Below are 1,311 nucleotides of genomic sequence, written 5' to 3'. Positions count from 1 at the left end.
CACGGGTCAAAGCCGAGTTCTTTCAGGTTTTCCCCGCCGACCCAGTGCAGCAGCTCTTCTTTTATCTGGGCATGGTCCACCACTTCGCCATCGGTCAGGGTCAGAACGCCCTTTTCATCCCACTTGCGGTAAAGTTCCGCCATCTGCCGTGAACAGCGCTCAAGCCGGCCTTCCGGCAGCCAGAATTTAAAGTCGGCATGGACATGACCGTTATTTGCCTGCCACACTTTCACCGCCGCACAAATGTCAATCTTGTTCGCCAAGTCCACGCCAACCCACATCGGGTAAGTTTTCAGCTCATGCGGCGGGGCCAGCGGTTCGCAGTCATCCCACTTGAGCATGTCCATCCACGCCGACTCGGCCGTGACCCACAGGTTCATGTGCTTGGTGAAAAAATTGTGCCGCGCTGACACTTGCTCTTTGGCCTTTTTCGCCAGCCGCCGCAGGTCATCCCAGCGCTTGCAGATACCCAGACCGGGGTTCGCTTTCTGCCACACCGTCTCATCAAACGGGTCGTCGTCTTTGTCCAGTGTGTAGATCAGGGCGAAAAAGGTATCATCCGGCAGCCCGCGCAGGACCTTAACGGCATAGTCGCGCAGCTCGTAGCAAATGCCTTCTTTATTAAAGCCGGCGGTGGTGATACCGAATAACAGCGACTGCAAGCGTGCGCCGGTGGCGGTTTCCAGTACATCCCAGACATCGCGGGTGCGGTGCGCGTGCAGCTCATCGACGATGCCACAGTGAATGTTAAGGCCATCAAGGTTGTTGGCGTCACTGGACAGCGGCTCAAACTTGGAGGCGGATTGCTCCTGATAAATGGCCAGTTTGTTGAATTCAAGTAACCGGCCCAGTGTCGACTTCGCCTTTTTGAGCATGTTCTTCGCATCCTCAAACACGATACGCGCCTGATCACGGGTGGTGGCGGCCGAATAGACCTCTGCGCCTCCCTCACCATCAGCCCCGGTCATGTATAACCCGATACCGGAAGAAAGCGTGGATTTGGCGTTTTTACGCGCCACTTCGTTATACGCCGTGCGAAAACGACGCACCATCACCGGGCGTCCGCTGCCGTCATTGCGCAGGACGATTTCGCCGGTGGCTTCATCCACCAATGGGCAGACAAAGCCGAACAGGTTAATCAGAATGAAGATGTGCCAGTCCATCAGTTCAATGGGCTTGCCCGCCAGTGCGCCCTTGACGTGGGGCACAAATTTGTAAAAGTTCAGGATATGCTGGGCACGGGGTTCACTGAAATAAATGCCACGCGCTTCCCCCGTTTTCAGGTCATTCAGGAACCGCTGACAGGCCAGT

Annotated in this window: 1 protein-coding gene; it reads right to left on the bottom strand. The window is 56.1% G+C overall.

Going from position 1 to position 1,311, the window contains the following annotated elements; genetic code table 11:
• The coding region (locus AAC854_RS22520; RefSeq protein ID WP_340619041.1) for a terminase large subunit at window positions 1-1,311 on the bottom strand (1,311 nt) is incomplete at both ends.

It is taken from the genome of Xenorhabdus entomophaga, from assembly GCF_037996725.1.
In the GTDB taxonomy this organism is placed as follows: domain Bacteria; phylum Pseudomonadota; class Gammaproteobacteria; order Enterobacterales; family Enterobacteriaceae; genus Xenorhabdus; species Xenorhabdus khoisanae.
The sequence above is the reverse complement of the archived record's forward strand: the minus strand, read 5'-3'. Positions and strand labels throughout refer to the sequence as shown.